Below are 18,406 nucleotides of genomic sequence, written 5' to 3'. Positions count from 1 at the left end.
CCGGAAGACCGGGGGGCCGCCGCCTTCGTACGTACGTCTACGACGTCCGCGCGCCTACAGGTCTAGCTGAAGGAGTCGCCGCAGGCGCAGGAGCCCGTGGCGTTCGGGTTGTCGATCGTGAAGCCCTGCTTCTCGATGGTGTCCACGAAGTCGATGGAGGCGCCGCCCAGGTAGGGAGCGCTCATCCGGTCGGTGACGACCTTCACGCCGTCGAAGTCCTTGACGACGTCGCCGTCGAGCGAGCGCTCGTCGAAGAACAGCTGGTAGCGCAGGCCCGAGCAACCGCCGGGCTGAACGGCGACGCGCAGCGCCAGGTCGTCCCGGCCCTCCTGCTCGAGGAGGCCCTTGACCTTGGCCGCGGCGGCGTCCGACAGGAGGATGCCGTCGCTCACGGTGGTGGTCTCGTCCGATACGGACATCTGCTTCTCTCCCGGGTTGTACGGAGACTGCTTGCCGACGGTTGCAACCGGCGGGGCCGCGGATTCATTCCGGGCCGAGCGCTTACGTCCTTGCCCCTTCATGCTCGCACATGGCGTCGAGCGGGACACCGGACTGGGCGACGGCGAATGCGTCACATCGACACTATGGCCATCGTCAAACTGACGTGAAGCGGATATGATAGATAACGTCAAATCGACGAAAAGGATCCCCGGTGCCAGCCCCCGGCTCCACCGGAGCGGCTCCGCCGCGCATACACAGATCAGAAAGGGTGCGTGTCGTGACCACCGCCCAGTCCCCCGTGGACCTCGATGTCCAGCCCACGCCGCTCGCTCTGCTGCTGCTCGGCCGCGAGGCCGACCCAAGGAGCGAGCGCGGCGTGGAGTGCCCCGGCGATCTGCCGTCCCCCTCCGACCCGGACCTGGTGGAGCGCGCCCGCGCCGCCAAGGAGAGGCTCGGGAGCAAGGTCTTCGTGCTGGGCCACCACTACCAGCGCGACGAGGTCATCCAGTTCGCGGACGTCACCGGCGACTCCTTCAAGCTGGCGCGTGACGCGGCCGCCCGGCCCGACGCCGAGTACATCGTCTTCTGCGGCGTGCACTTCATGGCCGAGTCCGCGGACATCCTGACGACGGACGACCAGAAGGTCGTCCTGCCGGACCTGGCCGCCGGCTGCTCGATGGCCGACATGGCCACCGCCGACCAGGTCGCCGAGTGCTGGGACGTGCTGACCGAGGCCGGGATAGCCGAGCAGGTCGTGCCCGTCTCGTACATGAACTCCTCCGCCGACATCAAGGCCTTCACCGGCAAGCACGGCGGCACGATCTGCACGTCCTCCAACGCCAAGCGCGCCCTGGAGTGGGCCTTCGGGCAGGGGGAGCCCGGTGCGACGAAGGTGCTGTTCCTGCCCGACCAGCACCTCGGGCGCAACACGGCGGTCCGCGACATGGGCTTCTCGCTCGACGACTGCGTGGTCTACAACCCGCACAAGCCGAACGGCGGCCTGACGCCCGAGCAGCTGCGCGACGCGAAGATGATCCTGTGGCGCGGGCACTGCTCGGTGCACGGGCGCTTCTCGCTGGAGTCCGTGGAGGATGTACGCGCGCGGATTCCCGGCGTGAACGTCCTGGTGCACCCCGAGTGCAAGCACGAGGTCGTGGCCGCGGCGGACTACGTGGGCTCCACGGAGCACATCATCCAGACCCTTGAGGCGGCCCCCGCCGGTTCCAAGTGGGCCATCGGGACCGAGCTGAATCTCGTACGCCGCCTGGCGAACCGTTTCGCCGCCGAGGACAAGGAAATCGTCTTCCTCGACAAGACGGTCTGCTTCTGCTCGACCATGAACCGGATCGACCTGCCGCACCTGGTCTGGACACTGGAGTCGCTGGCCGAGGGCAAGCTGGTCAACCGGATCGAGGTCGACCGGGAAACGGAGCAGTTCGCGAAGCTGGCGCTGGAGCGGATGCTGGCGCTGCCGTAGGTCTGTCGCTCTTGGTCTGTCGCTCTTCTCGTAAGGGGCGCCCGCTATTGCGGGTGCCCCTTACTCGTTCCCAGCGCTCTGCGCTCTGTGGCTCTGCGCTCTGTGGCTCTGCGCTCCGTGGCTCTGCGCTCCGTGGCTCTGCGCGCCGCGCGACAAGTCTGCTTCCGAGGGCGTCGTACGCCGCCTCTCGTGTCACTCCACCCGCGGACGGACCAGGCCCGATTCGTACGCGATCACGACGAGTTGCGCCCGGTCGCGGGCGCCGAGCTTCGCCATCGCGCGGTTCACGTGGGTCTTCACGGTGAGCGGGCTGACTTCGAGGCGCTCGGCGATCTCGTCGTTCGAGTGGCCGCCCGCGACCTGGACGAGGACCTCGCGCTCGCGGCCGGTCAGCGCGTCGAGCCGCTCGCCGCGCACCGGCATGTCGCCGTCCAGGCCGTCGCCCTGCGCGAGGAACTTGGCAATCAGGCCCTTGGTGGCCACCGGGGAGAGCAGCGCCTCGCCGGCCGCCGCGATCCGGATGGCGCCGAGCAGTTCGTCCGGTTCCGCGCCCTTGCCGAGGAACCCGGAGGCGCCCGCGCGCAGCGACTGCACCACGTACTCGTCGACCTCGAACGTCGTCAGCATCACCACGCGCACATGGGCCAGCGCCGGGTCGGCGCTGATCATGCGGGTGGCGGCGAGGCCGTCCGTGCCGGGCATCCGGATGTCCATCAGGACCACATCGGCCCGCTCCGACCTGGCGAGCTGCACCGCCTGGGCACCGTCGGACGCCTCGCCGACCACCTCCATGTCGGCCTCGGAGTCGACGAGCACCTTGAACGCGCTGCGCAGCAACGCCTGGTCGTCGGCGAGCAGTACGCGGATCGTCACGCGGTCCCTCCCTTTGCCGTGGTGACGGGCAGGATCGCATGGACGCGGAACCCTCCGCCGTAGCGGGGGCCCGCCGTGCAGCTGCCGCCGAGCGCCGTGACGCGTTCGCGCATGCCGATGAGGCCGTGGCCGCCGCCGTCGGTGTTCCGCTCGTCCGTCCCGTCGTGGCCGGGGCCGTCGTCGATGACGGTGACCTCCACGTTCGGCCCCACCCGGACGACGCTCACCTCGGCCTTGGCCTCCTGCCCCGCGTGCTTCTGCACATTGGTCAGCGCCTCCTGGATGATCCGGAACGCGGCGAGGTCGACGGCCGCGGCCAGATCGAGACCGACCTGGCCGAGGGCCACCTCCACGGGCAGCCCCGCGTTGCGGAACGACTCCACGAGCTCGTCGAGGCGGTGCAGGCCGGGGGCCGGTTCGGTGGGCGCCTCGGGGTCGCCGCTCTGCCGCAACAGGCCGACGGTGGCGCGGAGTTCGTTGAGCGCGGAGCGGCTGGCGTCCCGTACGTGCGAGAGGGCCTCCTTGGCCTGGTCGGGCCGCTTGTCCATGACGTGCGCGGCGACGCCCGCCTGCACGTTGACCAGGGCAATGTGGTGGGCGACCACGTCGTGCAGGTCGCGGGCGATCCGCAGGCGCTCCTCGGCGACACGGCGCCTGGCCTCCTCCTCCCGCGTGCGTTCCGCCCGCTCGGCGCGCTCCCTTATGGCGTCCACGAAGGCGCGGCGGCTGCGCACCGCGTCGCCCGCGGCGGCGGCCATGCCGGTCCAGGCGAAGATGCCGAGGTTTTCCTGCGCGTACCAGGGCAGCGGCCCCGAGAGCATCGCGACGCCGGTCAGCCCGGCCATCGTGACCAGGCCGATCCGCCAGGTCGTGGAGCGGTCCGTGGTGGACGCGACGGTGAACAGCGCGATGACGGCGCACATCACGACGGGGGCGCGGGGTTCGCCGGTGAGCAGCTCGACGATGGAGGCGGCGCAGGTCGCGGCGAGGACGGACCACGGGGCGCGGCGACGCAGGACCAGGGCGAGGGCGCCGAGCGCCATCAGGAGCAGGCTGGGGGCGTCGGGGGTACGGGTGCCCCAGGTGGGGCCGTGTTCCCCGTAGGGCTCGGCGAAGGAGCCGACGACCATGCAGACGAGGACGGCGGTGGCGAGGACGGCGTCCACGGCCAGCGGGTGCGATTTGGCCCAGCCGCGGCCTCGGACGAGTGTGGTCACCGCTCAACCGTACGGGGGCCTGGCGGCCGGCTGGAGCGGGTCTTGGGTACTGGCCCGCCGGGCGGGGGTTTGGGGGGTGGGGCTTAAGGGTGCTGGAGGGGGCTGGAGGGGGCTGGCTTTGCGGGTGCGGGTTGTATGGGGCTGGGTGCGCAGTTCCCCGCGCCCCTAGGGGGTGGCTTGGGCTGGTTTTCGCTGCGGGTCTTGGGGGGTTGAGCGCGCAGTTCCCCGCGCCCCTGGGGGGTGGCTTGGGCTGCTTTTTGCTGCGGGTCTTGTGGGGGTTGAGCGCGCAGTTCCCCGCGCCCCTGGGGGTGCGCCCCTTGCGGGGCGCTGCCAGTTGGTGGGCTCGGGGTCAGCCGGGGATCAAGCCGTCGTCGCTCAGCATGGTTCTTACCTCGTCCAGGGTCGCGTCCGGGGCGGGGAGGATCAGTTCTGAGGGTTCGAGGGCGTCGTCCGGGAGGGGGGTGCCGAGTTCCTGGACCTTGTCCAGGAGGGCGTGCAGCGTGCGGCGGAAGCCGGGGCCGTCGCCGCGCTCCATCTCGTCGAGCAGCTCGTCGTCCAGCACATTCAGTTCGGCGAAGTGGCTGTCGGCCAGCTCCACCTGCCCCTCCCCCATGATCCGTACGATCATGTCGTCCTCCTCGGACGTGCGTAGGGCTACTGCTTGTCGAAGCGCGGGGTGTCCTGCGGCTGCTGCGACTGGGGACGACCCTGGCCGCCCTCGATCGCCTGCTGCCCGCTGCTGGAACCTCCGGCGAGCTCCGCCTTCATGCGCTGCAGTTCCAGCTCTACATCAGTACCACCCGAGAGGCGGTCCAGCTCGGACTGGATGTCGTCCTTGGCCAGTCCGGAGGAGTCGTCGAGGGCACCGGAGGCGAGCAGTTCGTCGATCGCGCCGGCCCGCGCCTGGAGCTGCGCGGTCTTGTCCTCGGCGCGCTGGATCGCCATGCCGACGTCGCCCATCTCCTCGGAGATGCCGGAGAAGGCCTCGCCGATCCGGGTCTGGGCCTGGGCGGCGGTGTACGTCGCCTTGATCGTCTCCTTCTTCGTGCGGAAGGCGTCGACCTTGGCCTGGAGCCGCTGCGCCGCCAGAGTGAGCTTCTCCTCCTCGCCCTGGAGCGTCTGGTGCTGCGTCTCCAGGTCCGTCACCTGCTGCTGGAGCGCGGCACGGCGGGACAGGGCCTCGCGGGCCAGGTCCTCGCGGCCGAGGGCGAGCGCCTTGCGGCCCTGGTCCTCCAGGGTCGACGACTGCTTCTGGAGCTGGGTCAGCTGCAGTTCGAGGCGCTTGCGGGAGGTCGCCACGTCGGCGACTCCACGGCGGACCTTCTGCAGCAGCTCCAGCTGTTTCTGATACGAGTAATCGAGGGTTTCGCGCGGGTCCTCGGCCCGGTCAAGGGCCTTGTTCGCCTTCGCGCGGAAGATCATCCCCATACGCTTCATGACACCGCTCATGGGCTTCGCGCGCCCCCTTCTGACGGACTTCCAGCTCCAGGTACTGCTCAGAACCCACAGTACGGGCCCTGCATCCATTACCGCACTGTTCGCGGGCCGATGCGCTCATCCCCAAGGACGACTGCCGACGGCGCCGCTCCGGCGTAAGGAGTAGGTGCGCCCCTGCGAACCGGCCCCACGCGCCTCGGAACATCCCGCACGGCACACCTCGGCTCCTGCCGCATACCGCCTGCTACGTCCCCTTAGGCACATAAATCAAGACGCCCGGCGTTGCCGGATCGTTCCCCGCCTGGCCGACGTCCATGCCTGGGCACCCCGTACCCTTGGCTTTTGTGTTCCGTAGCCGATCCAAGGAAGAGAAGGCCCCGGCCGCGCCGGTGACCGACTCCAAGCAGCCCCGTGACCCGCAGGCCCCCAAGGGCCGCCCCACCCCCAAGCGCGCCATGGCCCAGTCGCAGCGCCGCAGCGTGACGAACACGCCGTCGTCGCGCAAGGAGGCCGCCAAGCGGCAGCGCGACGAGCGCCGCACCCAGATGGCGAAGCAGCGCGAGGCGCTTGCCAGCGGTGACGAGCGGTTCCTGCCCGCCCGTGACAAGGGTCCCGTGCGCAAGTTCGCGCGCGACTTCGTGGACTCGCGCTTCTGCATCGCCGAGTACTTCCTGCCGCTCGCGGTGATCATCCTCGTCCTGAGCATCGTCCGCGTGCCCCAGCTGCAGAACATCGCGCTGCTGCTCTGGCTCTTCGTGATCGTCCTGATCATCGTCGACTCGGTCGTCACCGCGTTCCGCCTGAAGAAGCGTCTCGCCGAGCGCTTCCCGGACGAGAACCGGAAGGGCGCCGTCGCGTACGCCCTCATGCGCACGCTCCAGATGCGTCGGCTGCGGCTGCCCAAGCCGCAGGTCAAGCGCGGAGAGCGGCCCTGAGCGGATTCACCGGCGGGGCCGGCGCCTGGCTGGAGAAGCTGGGCGGCCTGCGCAATGCCGTCCGGCAGGAGCTGGTGGCCCGCCAGCTCGACGAGCAGATAGTCGCGCGCTTCCCCGTGGGGCAGCGGCTGCGGATACTCGACGTCGGCATGGGCCAGGGCACGCAGGCGCTGCGGCTCGCCCGCGCCGGTCACAAGGTCACGGGCGTCGAGCAGGACCCGGCCATGATCGCCAGTGCGCGTACGGCGCTCGCCGCGGAGCCCGAGGGCATCCGGGGGCGGGTGCGGATCGTCGAGGGCGACGGACACCAGACCGGGGTGCACTTCCTGCCCGGCAGCTTCGACGTGGTGCTCTGCCACGGCGTACTGATGTACGTCGAGGAGCCCGACGCGCTCCTCGCCGGACTCGCCCGGATGCTGGCGCCCGGCGGGCTGCTCTCGCTGCTCGTGCGCAACGCGGAGGCGCTGGCCATGCGGCCCGGCATCGCCGGGGACTGGGCGGGGGCGCTCGCCGCCTTCGACTCCACCACGTACCGCAACCGGCTGGGGATCGACGCCCGCGCGGACCGGCTCGACGCGCTGACCTCCACGCTGGCGGGGATCGCGGCGCCGCTGCAGGTCTGGTACGGCGTGCGGGTCTTCACGGACACCGTGGCCGACGGGACGCCGCTGCCCCCGGAGTGGGAGCTCGAGGCGCTGCTCGCCGCGGAGGAGCGGGCGGGGCGGACCGATCCCTACCGGCGGGTGGCCGCGCTGCTGCACCTGTGCGGAGTGCGGGACTAGCGGGTCCTGGGGGGGGCGACCGGGCCGGTGACGCCTGTTCGGCCCCCTAAGTCTGGGCGCCTCGGGACGACGAATCCGACACTCGGGGCATGACTGCCTCACGTATCCCCGCTGCCTCACGTAACCCCGCTGCCACCTTGGCGTGCGTCGCCGCTCTCGCCCTCGTGGGCGGCTGCTCCTCCTCCGATTCCGGCGGCTCCGGCAGGTCCACCACGCAGGCCGCGCCGGCCGCCGCGAGCGATCTTCAGGACGACTACCAGAAGGTGATCAAGGACGTCCTGCCGTCGGTCGTCCAGGTGGACGCCGGTGACAGCCTCGGCTCCGGGGTCGTCTACGACGGCAAGGGGCACATCGTCACCAACGCCCATGTGGTGGGCAAGGAGAAGCGCTTCAAGGTGACCACGGCCACCGGCGAGCAGGCCCTGAGCGCCACGCTCGTCGCGAGCTACCCCGAGCAGGACCTCGCCGTCATCAAGGTGGGCGACGTGCCGAAGGGGTTGAAGGCCGCGGAGTTCGGTGACTCGGCCAAGGCCGAGGTCGGGCAGATCGTCCTCGCCATGGGCTCCCCGCTCGGCCTCTCCTCCAGCGTGACCCAGGGCATCGTCTCGGCCACCGGACGCACCGTCAGCGAGGGCCGCACCGGCGGCGGCACAGGGGCCACCATCGCCAACATGGTGCAGACGTCGGCCGCGATCAACCCGGGCAACAGCGGCGGCGCGCTCGTCGGTCTCGACGGGAAGGTCATCGGCATCCCCACGCTCGCCGCGAGCGATCCCGAGATGGGGAACGGCGCGGCGCCCGGCATCGGCTTCGCCATCCCGTCCTCGATGGTGCGCACCGTCGCCGACCAGATCGTCAAGGACGGCAAGGTCACCGACTCGGGGCGGGCCGCGCTCGGCATCACCGGCCGCACCGTCCTCGACGACGACTACCGGCCCGCCGGGGTCGCCGTGGCCGAGACGCGGCAGGGCGGCGCCGCGGCCGAGGCGGGCCTGCGGGCCGGGGACATCATCACGGGGCTCGGCGGCACGGACATCACCACGATCAACTCCCTCTCCGAGGCACTCGCCGCGGCCGAGCCCGGCCAGAAGACGAAGGTCACGTACGTGCGTGACGGCTCCGAGAAGACGGCCGATGTCACGCTCGGGGAGATGTGAGGGCCGGGGCGAGGGCCAGGGCACGCGACGCGCGAGAGGCGGCGGCCGGATTCGGCTGCCGCCTCCCTCGGGGCGTGTGCTGCGTGGAGCGCCGCCTGACGGCTTACGCCGAAGCGTCCTCCGTGTGCTGCGTGGAGCGCCGCGTGACCGCTTACGCCGAAGCGTCCTCCGTGTCCTGTGCGTCGTCCGCCTGCAGGCTCATCGGCCCGTAGATCTTGTTCGCGTCCTCGAAGAGGGACACCTGGTCGGCGCCGCCCTCGGACAGTTCCTTCCAGTACTCACCGACCCAGGACTCGGCGTCCCCCTGCGTGGTGAACTCCTCGGGCTGCACCGCGGGCTGGACCTCCGTCCCGTCCGCCTTCTCGAACCGCCACGTCCATGCCGCCATGTCAGCCTCCCGAAGGTCCCGTGTGCGGTATGAGAACCGCCTGCATGCGCTTGAAGCGTAGCCGGGCGCGCGGCGCTGGACCCGACGCGGGAGGATCTTCGTGTGGAACTGACTCTGCTCGGCACCGGCGCCCCCGGTGGTCTGCCCCTGCCCGACTGCCCCTGCGCGGCCTGCGCGACCGCGCTGGGCGGTGCGGCGCGGGCCGCGACCGCCCTCCTGGTGGACGGCGTCCTGCTGCTCGACCTCACCCCCGGCGCGGCCCTCGCGGCGGCCCGCGCCGGGCACTCGCTCGGCGGAGTGCGCCAGGTCCTGCTCTCCCATCCGCACGACGGACCCGCCGTCGAGGTCCCCGCGGGCCTCCCGCAGCCGGGCCGGGTCGCCGACGGGCGTGAGCTGGCACTGCTCACCGGCCACCGGGTGCGCGCGGTGGCCCTCGACGCGCCCGGCTCCGGGTACGAGGTGACGGGGCCCGACGGCGAACGGCTGCTGTACCTGCCGCCCGGCGGCGCCGCCGCGGGGATCACCGAGGGGAACGGCGCCGCCCCGGGCAACGGCGGGCAGACACCGTACGAGATGGTGCTCGCCGATGTCGTCGGGCGCCCCGACGGGCTCGCCCGGCTGCGCACGGCCGGGGCCATCGGCGCCACCACCGACGTGATCGCGGTGCACATCGGCCACGAGGCGCCACCCGGCGCGGAGCTGACGCGCCGGCTGGCCGCGGCGGGGGCGCGGGCCGTGCCGGACGGGTCGACGCTCGTGGTCGGGGCCTACGAGGACGTACCGGACGTACCGCGCCGCACCCTCGTCCTCGGCGGCGCCCGTTCGGGCAAGTCGGTGGAGGCCGAGCGGCGCCTGGAGGCCTTTCCCGACGTCCTGTACGTGGCGACCGGCGGGACCAGGAGCGGTGACACGGAGTGGGCCCGGCGGGTGAGCGTGCACCGCGAGCGGCGCCCCGGCTCCTGGCGGACCGCCGAGACCTGCGACCTGGTGCCGCTGCTCGCGCAGGACGGGCCGCCGCTGCTCATCGACTGCCTGTCGCTGTGGCTGACCCACGTCATGGACGAGGTGAAGGCGTGGGACGACGCCGAGTGGGCGGGCGGCGGCGAGCGGGCGCTGCGGGGGCGGGTCGCCGAGCTCGCGGACGCGGTGCGTGCCACCCGGCGCACGGTCGTCGCCGTCTCGAACGAGGTCGGCTCAGGAATCGTCCCCGCGACCGCGTCGGGCCGCCGCTACCGCGACGAACTGGGCCGCCTGAACGCCACGTTCGCCGCCGAGTGCGAGCATGTGCTGCTCCTCGTGGCGGGGCAGGCCGTGCTGTTGCGCGGCTGATACGTGGGGGCCGGGGGCTGGTGGCCGGGGGCTATTGGGCATACGTCGACTCGTCGCCCCTGCGCGCGATGACCCGGTAGGTGTTGGCGAAGCCCACGCGGGTGAGCAGCGGTGAGAGGACCGTGTCCAGGGCGCGGGCCAGCGCCACCACCGGCACGGCGGCCCACCGCGCGGCCCGGCGCAGCCTCAGCTGGAGCGGGGGCGCGGGCCTGGCCCGCCACGGGACGTCGGGCTTCGGCATGCGGCAGTTGAGGAAGAGCGCCACCGCCGCGCTCAGGTCGGCGGGGGCGTGCGGCGTGCGGCGTTCGACGGCGACGACCGTGAAGCCCAGCTCCGTGAGCTCCGCGCGGAGGTTGGCGAGCGGCACGAGGTGCAGGTGGCGCGGCTGGTGGTACGACGCCCACCACTTGCCGAGCAGCCCGGCGAAGCGGCACTCGGGGTCGGGGGCCTCGATCAAGAGGTGGCCGCCGGGGCGCAGCACGGTTCTCGCGGCCTTGAGTTCCGCGCGTGGGTCCGGGCTGCGCTGCAGGCTGTGGAACATGCTCAACGCGTCGTAGCGGCCCGCGAGCAGCCCCGCGAGGTCCGTCAGGGACCCCTGGTGCCCCTCCTCTACGCGGCCGGCCCGCACCGCCTTCTCGATGCCCACGCCGCGGTCGAGGCCGTCGAACGAGGTGTACGGCAGGACCTGCGCGGCCACTGCGGGGAAGTGCCCTGCGCCGGTGTCGACGTCCAGCCAGCACTCGGGTTCGTCGAACGCGGCGAGGGCGCGGGCGGCGGCGAGGCGGCGCTTCGTGCCGGACCCGGCGCCGAACGGCCGCACCGGTTCCCTGCCGCCGATCCCGTCCCGGGGGTCCCGGTGGTAGAAGTCCAGGCCCGCCGGGGTCAGGCGCGGGTTCTGGAAGGTGTGGGCGCAGTCGCCGCACCGGACGAGGGTGAAGCTGCCCGGCTTGTGCTGGATCAGGTCGGTGGTGCGCAGCCGCACCCGCAGCCGCTCGGAGCCGCACCAGGGGCAGTCGGTGCGGCGGGGTTCGTGGAAGCGCTCGGTTCCCCGGGCGAGTTCGGCGAGGTAGGCGGGGCGCCGGGCGGCGACCTGTCGGGCGGCGTCCGTGGTCATGGTCGTACTCCTGGAGCGTAGGAGCCTGGGAATCATGTGAAACGTTGTCTAGTACGACAATCCTCTACAACAAAGGACCTAAGGGGATCTAAGGCGACCCAAGGGAGCATTCCCGCCCAGATGGGGCCGCCATGCACCGTTCGAGCGGCATCGCCACCGCTTTCGGTACTGTTCGCCGAATGAGCTCGCTGAATCTCGACGACTTCACCGACCTGATCGAGCGGCCCGACGGCGGGGTGCGCCGCGACGCCGAGGAACGCAGGGCGCGGCAGAGCGTGCCGCCCGGTTCGCTCGGCCGCCTCGACGAACTCGGCGAATGGCTCTCGGCGGCCCAGTCGGCCGTGCCGGTGCGGCCGGTGGAGCGACCGCGCGCGGTGCTGTTCGCGGGCGACCACGGCGTCTGCGAGCTCGGCGTCTCGGCGCGGCCCGCGGGAAGCGCCGCCACTCTCGTGCGTTCCGTACTCGCCGGTGAGAGCCCCGCGGCCGTCCTCGCGCGCCGCCTCGACGTCCCCGTACGGGTCGTCGACATGGCTCTGGACTGCGATCCGGCCGAGCTGCCCGCCGAGGTGGCGGGGCACCGGGTGCGGCGCGGCTCCGGGCGTATCGACATCGAGGACGCGCTGACCTCGGAGGAGGCGGAGCGGGCGGTCCGCGCGGGCATGGCCGTCGCCGACGAGGAGGCGGACTCCGGCACCGATCTGGTCGTGCTCGGCGACATCAGCGTGGGCGGCACGACGGCCGCCGCGACGCTGGTCGCCGCGTTGTGCGGGACCGACGCGTCCGTGGTGACCGGGCGGGGCGGTGAGCCCATCGACGACCTGGCCTGGATGCGCAAGTGCGCGGCCGTGCGGGACGCGCTGCGGCGGGCCCGGCCCGTGCTGGGCGATCAGCTGGAGCTGCTCGCGGCGGTGGGCGGCGCCGATCTGGCCGCGATGACCGGGTTCCTGCTGCAGTGCGCGGTACGGCGTACGCCGGTGATCCTCGACGGCGTCGTGGCGTCGGCGGCCGCGCTGGTGGCCCAGCGGGTCGCCTTCCGGGCGCCGGACTGGTGGCTTGCGGGCCACGACAGCGGGGAGCCCGCGCAGGCCAAGGCGCTCGACCGGATGGCGCTCGACCCGCTGCTCGCGCACGGCGTGAAGATCGGCGAGGGGGCGGGCGCGTTGCTGGCGCTGCCGTTGGTGCGGGCCGCGGCGGCGTTGTCGGCGGAGTTGCCTGAGCGGGAGCTGGAGCTGGAGCCTGCGGCGCCGGAAACGGAGGCTTCGGTACCGCCCGCCGAGTAGGCACTGCCCGTTCGTTCCGCCGACGGGACACCCGCCCGCGACAGGGGTACCTCCCGTTGCCCATATGATCCCTTTTCATGGGAGATGAGCAGCTCGTCGCCGGGCGACCGAGAGAACACACCGTCATACAGCGCCGTGCCGCCGGATTCGCCGTCTGGTACCTCCGGGCCGTCACGTTCATCAACTTCCTGAGCGCGGTCTGGGTCTCCCTCGGGCAGGATCTGCGCCAGCACAACACGGAGAACCTCTTCACGCCGTACCTGCTGACCGCGGGCTTCGCCTCGGGGGCGTTCACGCTCTTCCTGGCGATCACCATGCGGCGCCGCAAGCGTGCCGCATGGATCCTCAACCTCGTGCTCGGCGGGCTCTTCCTGCTGCTCTTCGCCTTCGCGATGATCTTCCCGGAGATCCGTGCGTACGCGCAGAACTGGATCTCGCTCGGGCTGACCGCCGCGTTCGTCGCGGCGCTGATCGCCGGGCGCAGGGAGTTCTACGCCAAGGGCGACCGCGCCAACCCCAAGCTGGCGTCGGCCGTCGCGGTCGGCGGGCTCCTGGTGACCTCGCTGCTCGCCACGCTGCTCGTCACCGTCACCAACCACGCCCACGACGACTACCGCTCGACCTTCCTGGACCGCTGGCGCTACGGCGTCATGCGGCTGGTCTCGCTGGCCGCCGACGACAAGCGCTTCGAGGGCATCGCGACGCCCGGCTGGGTCAACGTCACCATCAACGTCCTGAGCGCGCTGCTGCTCTGCGCCGTCCTGTACGCCGCCTTCCGCTCCCGCCGCGCCGTCGACCCGCTCACCGAGGGGGACGAGGAACGGCTGCGCGTGCTGCTCGACCGGCACGGCGACCGCGACTCGCTCGGCTACTTCTCGCTGCGCCGCGAGAAGAGCGTCGTCTGGTCGCCCACCGGCAAGGCGGCCGTCGCCTACCGCGTCGTCGGCGGGGTCTCGCTGGCCTCCGGCGACCCCATCGGGGACCCGGAGGCGTGGCCCGGCGCGATCGAGCCCTGGCTCGCCGAGGCCCGTGAGCACGGCTGGATCCCGGCGGTGATGGGCGCAAGCGAGGAGGCGGGCACGATCTACGCCAGGCACGGCCTCGACGCCCTGGAGCTGGGTGACGAGGCCATCGTGGAGATCGCCGACTTCACGCTGGAGGGGCGGGCCATGCGCACCGTCCGCCAGGCCTACAACCGGGTCAAGCGCGCCGGGTACACGGTCCGCATCCGCCGGCACGAGGAGATCCCGCACGAGGAGATGGCCGAGTTGCTGCGGCGCGCCGACGACTGGCGCGACGGAGCGACCGAGCGCGGCTTCTCGATGGCCCTCGGACGGCTCGGGGACCCGGCGGACGGCCGGTGCGTGATGCTCGAATGCACGGACGGCGAGGGCGCGTTGCGGGCGGTGCTCTCCTTCGTGCCGTGGGGGCCGCACGGGCTCTCCCTCGACCTGATGCGGCGTGACCGCGACTCCGAGAACGGCCTGATGGAGTTCATGGTCATCGAACTCCTGCAGCGCGCCCCCGAGATCGAGATCACGCAGGTCTCGCTCAACTTCGCGATGTTCAGGTCGGTCTTCGAACGTGGCTCACGGCTCGGCGCGGGCCCGGTCCTGCGCCTGTGGCGGTCGCTGCTCAGCTTCTTCTCGCGGTGGTGGCAGATCGAGTCCCTCTACCGGGCCAACGCCAAGTACCGGCCGATCTGGGAACCGCGCTTCCTTCTCTTCGAGAAGAGCGTCGATCTGCCGCGCATCGGCATCGCGTCCGCCCGCGCGGAGGGCTTCCTCGAAGCGCCGGGACTGCCGAAGTGGCTGCACCGCAAACACCTGGAGTCCAGACGATGAGACCGCCGGCCCGCTACGCACGCGCCGAGTGGGGAGCCCTCTTCTCCACGGTGCGGCGCGCACTCGTCGCCCGACGGTGGCGGGCCGTCCCCATGACACTGACCGCGGTCTGTCTCACCGCGCTCTGCCAGTACGCGCAGAACCAGTCCTGGGGCTATCAGTTCGTCCAGAACATCGGCTGCGTGCGCGCCGAGGACCCGCTCTGGCTCTCGCTGCTGCGCACGCCGCTCTCCCTCTTCGTGCCCGCCCTCGACCTGCCGGTGTGGGGCGCGCTCGTGCAGATCCTGCTCGTCTTCGGGATCGCGGAGATCTGCCTGGGGTGGTGGCGCACGCTCCTCATCGGGTACGCCGCCACCCTCGCCGGCACGCTGTACGCGCGCGTGGGCATCGCGCTGGGGCCCGGGAGCCCCCTCGGGCTCCCCGGGTCCGACGCGCAGGTCGTCGACACCGGCCCTTCGGCCGCCGTCGTCGGCCTCGCCGTGTTCGTGTGCCTGCGCCACCGGGCGTACTTCACCGCCGCCCTGGTCTCCGCCCTGATGGCCCTCGAGGTGCTCGTCAAGGACAACCTCGCGGGCTGGGAGCACCTGGCCGCCATCGTCGTGGTGCTGGTGCTGTACGCGCTCACGGCGCCGCGTCACCGGCGCGGCGGCACCCGCTCGGACCCGGCGTCCGACGGGTCCGACGGATCCGGCTCCGACGGGCCGGGACCGGGCGCCGGTTTCGGGTCCGGTACGAAGCCGCCGATCCAGTCCTGAAGCCTGCGGCGCGGGCCCGACCAGCGGCGGTCGTGCCGGAACGCCCGCAGCCCCGCACGCGCGCGGGCCCGCGGCCGGCCGCGGTAGAACCGCCGCGCCCACGCCGACCCCGGCCGGGCGAGCCGGACCGCGCCGACCAGCGCCACGAACGGGATCACCATGCCGATCAGGGCCGTCCGCAGCTTGCCCTTGACCAGCGCGATCACCGCGAAGCCGCAGTTGACGCCGATGTTCAGCGCGAACGCGGCCCGGTTCTGGCGCTCCATCGGGGTCAGGTCGTTCACGCCGAGCGGTGTGAAGCCGGTGAGCACGAGCACCACCAGGGCGGCCGTGAGCATCACGACCTCGACGCTCTTGCGCCCCTGCTCGCTCCAGTAGACGTCGTCGAGGTGGAGGATCAGCGCGAACTCGTCGAGCACGAGACCCGCGCCGATCCCGAAGATGACGGCGGCGTACAGGGGGCCCGCGCCGTGCCGCCCCGCCGCCACCGCCCAGAACCCGCCGACCAGCATCAGGAAGACCCCCGGCACGACGTGGTGGATGTGCACCTCACCCGTCCTGATGTTCCTGAACGGCCCCCGCCCCGCCCGGATCAGCCGCGTGATGGTCCGGGTGACCACGAACGACCCGACGAAGGAGAGCAGCGCGAGCAGCAGGGGCAGCTTCCCCGGCTCCACGATGTTCCGGTACCACCAGTCGTTCATGCGGCCCACCAGTCGTCCATGCGGCCATCCTCCGTCCGTGAAGAGTGGTCCGCAGGGCGGGGCGTTCCCCCGGGGTAGCCTGCCGCGGTGTCCAGAACCTCCCCCGCCGACGGCATACGTTTCGCCTTCGGCACCCTCACCGCGCTCCCCGTCGAAGTCACCCGCTGGGACCGGGGGGCCGCACGCGGCGGCATGCAGTGCGCCCCGCTCGCCGGCCTGGTGATCGGTCTCTGCGCGGCCGGCGCGGGCGCCCTCCTCACGGCGCTCGGCGCGGGCCCGTTCCTCGCCGCCGTCGCGACCGCCGCCGTCCCCGCCGCCCTCACCAGGGGCCTGCACCTGGACGGCCTCGCCGACACCGCCGACGGTCTCGGCAGCGCCAGGCCCGCCGAGGACGCGCTGCGCATCATGAAGCAGTCCGACATCGGCCCCTTCGGCGTCATCACCCTGCTCTTCGTACTCGTCGCCCAAGTGGCTGTCTTCTGCCAGCTGTACGAGGCGTCCTTGCCGCGCGGCGCACTCGCCGCCGTCGTCTCGGCGACCGCGGCGCGCCTCGCCCTCACCCTGGCCGCCCGCACCGGGGTGCCGTCGGCCCGCCCTGAGGGGCTCGGCGCCGCCGTCGCCGGAGTGGTCCCGCGAGGCCGCGCGCTGGGCGTCGCGGCGCTCGTGGTGTGCGGGGCCGCGGCGGCGGGCGCACTGCTGGGGGCGGCCTGGGCCGTGCGCGGCGCGGCGGCCGTCGTCCTCGCCGTGGGCACCGCGGAGTTGCTGCTGCGGCACTGCGTGCGGCGGTTCGGCGGGGTCACCGGGGACGTGTTCGGCGGCCTCGCGGAGACGGCGGCGACCGCCGCGCTCGTGGTGCTCGCGCTCGGCTGACGGGCCGGTCCCGGCCCCGGCTGCGGCGGAACCCCGGCATACCGCCACCGCGCCGGACACACACAGTGAGGCGCACCGCAGCGCTCACGGGCGTAGGCTCGCGACGGGCTCACCACCCCAACAGCCCGCCGATACTCACTGAAAGAGGACCTCACCACCGTGACTGCTCTGACTCTCAGCACCGCCGCCGCGACCGGCCTGCGTGCCGACGCGATCGTCGTCGGTGTCGCCAAGGGCGCTGGATCCAAGGGAGGCCTGGTCGTCGCCCCCGGCGCCGAGGCCGTGGACAAGGCGTACGACGGCAAGCTCGCGTCCGTCCTGGAGACCCTCGGCGCCGCGGGCGGTGAGGGCGAGGTGACGAAGCTTCCCGCGCCGTCCGGGTTCAAGGCGCCGGTCGTCGTGGCGATCGGTCTCGGCGAGGTCGCTGAGAAGGACGAGACGTACGGCACGGAGACGCTGCGCCGCGCCGCGGGCGTCGCCGCGCGCGCCCTGTCCGGCTCGAAGAAGGCCGCGTTCGCGCTGCCCGTCGAGGACGCCGAAGGCCTCGGTGCCATCGCGGAGGGCGCCCTGCTCGGCGCGTACACCTTCGACGCCTACAAGGACCAGGGCGACGCCAAGCCCGCGAAGAAGAACGGCAGGGGCGCCAAGGCGCCGCTCGCCGAGGTCACCGTGCTCGGCGCCAAGCCCCGCGACAAGGCGCACAAGGCCGCGGTCGAGCGCGCCACCGCCCTGGCCGAGGAGCTCAACCGCGCCCGCGACCTCGTCAACACCCCGCCCAACGACCTCAACCCCGAGGCCTTCGCCGCCGTCGCCCAGACCGCGGCCAAGGAGCACGGCATCAAGGTCCAGGTCCTGGACGAGAAGGCGCTCGCCAAGGGCGGCTACGGCGGCATCCTCGGCGTCGGCGCAGGCTCCGACGCCCCGCCGCGGCTGGTGAAGCTCTCGTACACGAGCTCCAAGGCGAAGAAGCACCTCGCCTTCGTGGGCAAGGGCATCACGTACGACTCGGGCGGCATCTCGCTGAAGCCCGCGGGCCACAACGAGACCATGAAGTGCGACATGGCCGGTGCCGCCGCGGTCTTCGCCGCCGTGGTCACCGCCGCGCGCCTGGGCCTGGAGGTGAACGTCACCGGCTGGCTGGCGCTCGCCGAGAACATGCCCTCCGGCTCCGCGACCCGCCCCGGCGACGTCCTGCGGATGTACAGCGGCAAGACCGTCGAGGTGCTCAACACCGACGCCGAGGGCCGTCTGGTCCTGGCCGACGCGATCGCCAGGGCCTCCGAGGACGCTCCCGACGCGATCGTCGACGTGGCGACGCTGACCGGCGCCATGATGATGGCGCTCGGCAACCGCACCTTCGGCATCATGGCCAACGACGACGCCTTCCGTACGTCGGTCCACGAGATCGCCGAGGAGGTCGGTGAGCCGTCGTGGCCGATGCCGCTCCCCGCCGACCTGCGCAAGGGCATGGACTCCCCCACCGCCGACATCGCCAACATGGGCGAGCGGATGGGCGGCGGCCTGGTCGCCGGTCTCTTCCTCCAGGAGTTCGTGGGCGAGGGCATCACCTGGGCGCACCTGGACATCGCGGGCCCGGCCTTCCACGAGGGCGCGCCCTTCGGCTACACCCCGAAGGGCGGCACCGGTACCGCGGTCCGCACCCTGGTCCGTCTCGCCGAGCACACCGCCGCGGGCGACCTGGGCTGATCCGAGCATGTCGGGGCGGGGGCCCCGGCGCGGTCGCGGGCCGGGGCGCCCCCGGTGTAGCCCGAGCAGGAATTCGGAACGGTGTAAGCGGGGGTG

The 18,406-nt window shown here is 72.3% G+C and carries 17 protein-coding genes; 9 read left to right on the top strand and 8 right to left on the bottom strand.

Annotation, left to right across the window (positions count from 1 at the left end; genetic code table 11):
- Positions 1-62 precede the first annotated feature (62 nt).
- Positions 63-419 carry an iron-sulfur cluster assembly accessory protein gene (locus tag ACFVYR_RS13580; RefSeq protein WP_030933606.1) on the bottom strand — a complete coding sequence of 119 codons (357 nt, stop codon included), beginning with the start codon at positions 417-419 and terminating at the stop codon, positions 63-65.
- A 299-nt stretch (positions 420-718) separates the two neighbouring features.
- On the opposite strand from ACFVYR_RS13580, the gene nadA reads away from it, so the two are divergent.
- Positions 719-1,918, top strand: a complete 1,200-nt coding sequence (nadA, locus tag ACFVYR_RS13575) for a quinolinate synthase NadA (protein ID WP_384263491.1) — start codon at positions 719-721, stop codon at positions 1,916-1,918.
- A 192-nt stretch (positions 1,919-2,110) separates the two neighbouring features.
- Here the strand turns inward: nadA and ACFVYR_RS13570 are convergent, their stop codons facing one another.
- From ACFVYR_RS13570 to ACFVYR_RS13555, 4 genes are all read right to left on the bottom strand, one after another.
- A complete protein-coding gene (locus ACFVYR_RS13570; protein WP_384263493.1) occupies positions 2,111-2,791 on the bottom strand; it encodes a response regulator in 681 nt (226 codons plus the stop codon).
- Positions 2,788-4,008, bottom strand: a complete 1,221-nt coding sequence (locus tag ACFVYR_RS13565) for a sensor histidine kinase (RefSeq protein ID WP_384263496.1) — start codon at positions 4,006-4,008, stop codon at positions 2,788-2,790. The genes ACFVYR_RS13570 and ACFVYR_RS13565 overlap by 4 nt, the downstream gene beginning before the upstream one ends.
- Before the next feature lie 349 nt (positions 4,009-4,357).
- Complete coding sequence (locus tag ACFVYR_RS13560; RefSeq protein ID WP_384263498.1) at positions 4,358-4,636, bottom strand: hypothetical protein; 279 nt, start codon at positions 4,634-4,636, stop codon at positions 4,358-4,360.
- 26 nt (positions 4,637-4,662) lie between these two features.
- On the bottom strand, positions 4,663-5,457 hold the full coding sequence (locus tag ACFVYR_RS13555) for a PspA/IM30 family protein (RefSeq protein WP_384263500.1): 795 nt from the start codon (positions 5,455-5,457) through the stop codon (positions 4,663-4,665).
- Between the two features lie 302 nt (positions 5,458-5,759).
- Here ACFVYR_RS13555 and ACFVYR_RS13550 point away from each other — a divergent pair, with 302 nt between their 5' ends.
- From ACFVYR_RS13550 to ACFVYR_RS13540, 3 genes are all read left to right on the top strand, one after another.
- Positions 5,760-6,380: a DUF3043 domain-containing protein gene (locus tag ACFVYR_RS13550; protein ID WP_384263503.1), complete on the top strand. Its 621-nt coding sequence runs from the start codon at positions 5,760-5,762 to the stop codon at positions 6,378-6,380.
- 74 nt (positions 6,381-6,454) lie between these two features.
- Complete coding sequence (locus tag ACFVYR_RS13545; RefSeq protein ID WP_384263505.1) at positions 6,455-7,162, top strand: class I SAM-dependent methyltransferase; 708 nt, start codon at positions 6,455-6,457, stop codon at positions 7,160-7,162.
- A gap of 89 nt (positions 7,163-7,251) precedes the next feature.
- A complete protein-coding gene (locus ACFVYR_RS13540) occupies positions 7,252-8,319 on the top strand; it encodes a S1C family serine protease (RefSeq protein WP_384263507.1) in 1,068 nt (355 codons plus the stop codon).
- A 151-nt stretch (positions 8,320-8,470) separates the two neighbouring features.
- Here the strand turns inward: ACFVYR_RS13540 and ACFVYR_RS13535 are convergent, their stop codons facing one another.
- Positions 8,471-8,707 carry a hypothetical protein gene (locus tag ACFVYR_RS13535; RefSeq protein ID WP_384263510.1) on the bottom strand — a complete coding sequence of 79 codons (237 nt, stop codon included), beginning with the start codon at positions 8,705-8,707 and terminating at the stop codon, positions 8,471-8,473.
- A gap of 102 nt (positions 8,708-8,809) precedes the next feature.
- On the opposite strand from ACFVYR_RS13535, the gene ACFVYR_RS13530 reads away from it, so the two are divergent.
- Positions 8,810-10,036, top strand: a complete 1,227-nt coding sequence (locus tag ACFVYR_RS13530; RefSeq protein WP_384263512.1) for a bifunctional adenosylcobinamide kinase/adenosylcobinamide-phosphate guanylyltransferase — start codon at positions 8,810-8,812, stop codon at positions 10,034-10,036.
- A gap of 31 nt (positions 10,037-10,067) precedes the next feature.
- Here the strand turns inward: ACFVYR_RS13530 and ACFVYR_RS13525 are convergent, their stop codons facing one another.
- Positions 10,068-11,150 (bottom strand): class I SAM-dependent methyltransferase, encoded by a 1,083-nt coding sequence (locus ACFVYR_RS13525; protein WP_384263514.1) that lies wholly within the window; start codon positions 11,148-11,150, stop codon positions 10,068-10,070.
- 179 nt (positions 11,151-11,329) lie between these two features.
- Here ACFVYR_RS13525 and cobT point away from each other — a divergent pair, with 179 nt between their 5' ends.
- Positions 11,330-12,430 (top strand): nicotinate-nucleotide--dimethylbenzimidazole phosphoribosyltransferase, encoded by a 1,101-nt coding sequence (gene cobT / locus ACFVYR_RS13520; RefSeq protein WP_384263517.1) that lies wholly within the window; start codon positions 11,330-11,332, stop codon positions 12,428-12,430.
- Between the two features lie 77 nt (positions 12,431-12,507).
- The gene (locus tag ACFVYR_RS13515; protein WP_384263519.1) at positions 12,508-14,274 is read left to right on the top strand and encodes a phosphatidylglycerol lysyltransferase domain-containing protein; all 1,767 of its coding nucleotides are present in this window, start codon (positions 12,508-12,510) and stop codon (positions 14,272-14,274) included.
- 634 nt (positions 14,275-14,908) lie between these two features.
- Here ACFVYR_RS13515 and ACFVYR_RS13510 read toward each other — a convergent pair.
- On the bottom strand, positions 14,909-15,733 hold the full coding sequence (locus ACFVYR_RS13510) for a hypothetical protein (RefSeq protein WP_384263521.1): 825 nt from the start codon (positions 15,731-15,733) through the stop codon (positions 14,909-14,911).
- Between the two features lie 87 nt (positions 15,734-15,820).
- Between ACFVYR_RS13510 and ACFVYR_RS13505 the strand changes: the two genes are divergently transcribed.
- Positions 15,821-16,603: an adenosylcobinamide-GDP ribazoletransferase gene (locus ACFVYR_RS13505; protein WP_384263524.1), complete on the top strand. Its 783-nt coding sequence runs from the start codon at positions 15,821-15,823 to the stop codon at positions 16,601-16,603.
- A 159-nt stretch (positions 16,604-16,762) separates the two neighbouring features.
- Positions 16,763-18,310, top strand: coding sequence for a leucyl aminopeptidase (locus ACFVYR_RS13500; protein WP_384263526.1), 1,548 nt, complete (start codon positions 16,763-16,765; stop codon positions 18,308-18,310).
- Positions 18,311-18,406 lie beyond the last annotated feature (96 nt).

The organism is Streptomyces sp. NPDC058284, from assembly GCF_042881135.1.
GTDB lineage: Bacteria > Actinomycetota > Actinomycetes > Streptomycetales > Streptomycetaceae > Streptomyces.
Note: the sequence above shows the minus strand (reverse complement) of the source record. Positions and strands in the feature narration are given on the sequence as shown.

What these genes read in the sequence shown, in the direction of transcription:
- ACFVYR_RS13580 (WP_030933606.1), bottom strand. Translation starts at nt 419, where the DNA reads ATGTCCGTATCGGACGAGACCACCACCGTGAGCGACGGCATCCTCCTG.
- ACFVYR_RS13560 (WP_384263498.1), bottom strand. Translation starts at nt 4,636, where the DNA reads ATGATCGTACGGATCATGGGGGAGGGGCAGGTGGAGCTGGCCGACAGC.
- ACFVYR_RS13555 (WP_384263500.1), bottom strand. Translation starts at nt 5,457, where the DNA reads ATGAGCGGTGTCATGAAGCGTATGGGGATGATCTTCCGCGCGAAGGCG.
- ACFVYR_RS13550 (WP_384263503.1), top strand. Translation starts at nt 5,760, where the DNA reads ATGCCTGGGCACCCCGTACCCTTGGCTTTTGTGTTCCGTAGCCGATCC.
- ACFVYR_RS13540 (WP_384263507.1), top strand. Translation starts at nt 7,252, where the DNA reads ATGACTGCCTCACGTATCCCCGCTGCCTCACGTAACCCCGCTGCCACC.
- ACFVYR_RS13535 (WP_384263510.1), bottom strand. Translation starts at nt 8,707, where the DNA reads ATGGCGGCATGGACGTGGCGGTTCGAGAAGGCGGACGGGACGGAGGTC.
- ACFVYR_RS13525 (WP_384263514.1), bottom strand. Translation starts at nt 11,150, where the DNA reads ATGACCACGGACGCCGCCCGACAGGTCGCCGCCCGGCGCCCCGCCTAC.
- cobT (WP_384263517.1), top strand. Translation starts at nt 11,330, where the DNA reads ATGAGCTCGCTGAATCTCGACGACTTCACCGACCTGATCGAGCGGCCC.
- ACFVYR_RS13515 (WP_384263519.1), top strand. Translation starts at nt 12,508, where the DNA reads ATGGGAGATGAGCAGCTCGTCGCCGGGCGACCGAGAGAACACACCGTC.
- ACFVYR_RS13510 (WP_384263521.1), bottom strand. Translation starts at nt 15,733, where the DNA reads ATGAACGACTGGTGGTACCGGAACATCGTGGAGCCGGGGAAGCTGCCC.